The sequence below is a fragment of the Pseudomonas sp. BJa5 genome (assembly GCF_030272875.2).
Classification (GTDB): Bacteria; Pseudomonadota; Gammaproteobacteria; order Pseudomonadales; family Pseudomonadaceae; genus Aquipseudomonas.
Window position 1 is genome coordinate 1 of record NZ_JALRNG020000252.1, and the last position, 231, is coordinate 231.

Consider the following 231-nt stretch of genomic DNA (forward strand, 5'->3'; position numbering starts at 1 on the left):
GGAAAACCTGCGTCACCAGGGCCCCTTGCTGGTCGGCTGCGCCCTGGGCTATTCGCGCAGTGCCACGGCTGTGGCCGCCTGGTTGCTGTACAGCGGTCGCGCCAAAAGCGTCGATGCAGCCGTCGCGATCATCCGCCGGGCGCGCCCGGGGATTGTCCAGCATGCCGCGCACCGCCTGGCCCTCGAGCCATTGGCGGGCACTACGGGGACGGCCCATGAGCACTGACAAGG

At 69.7% G+C, this 231-nt stretch carries 1 protein-coding gene; it reads left to right on the forward strand.

Annotated features, from left to right (window positions below; translation table 11 throughout):
* The coding region (locus M2D63_RS26210; RefSeq protein WP_285865936.1) for a dual specificity protein phosphatase family protein at positions 1–226 on the forward strand (226 nt) is incomplete at its 5' end.
* Between the last annotated feature and the right edge of the window lie 5 nt (positions 227–231).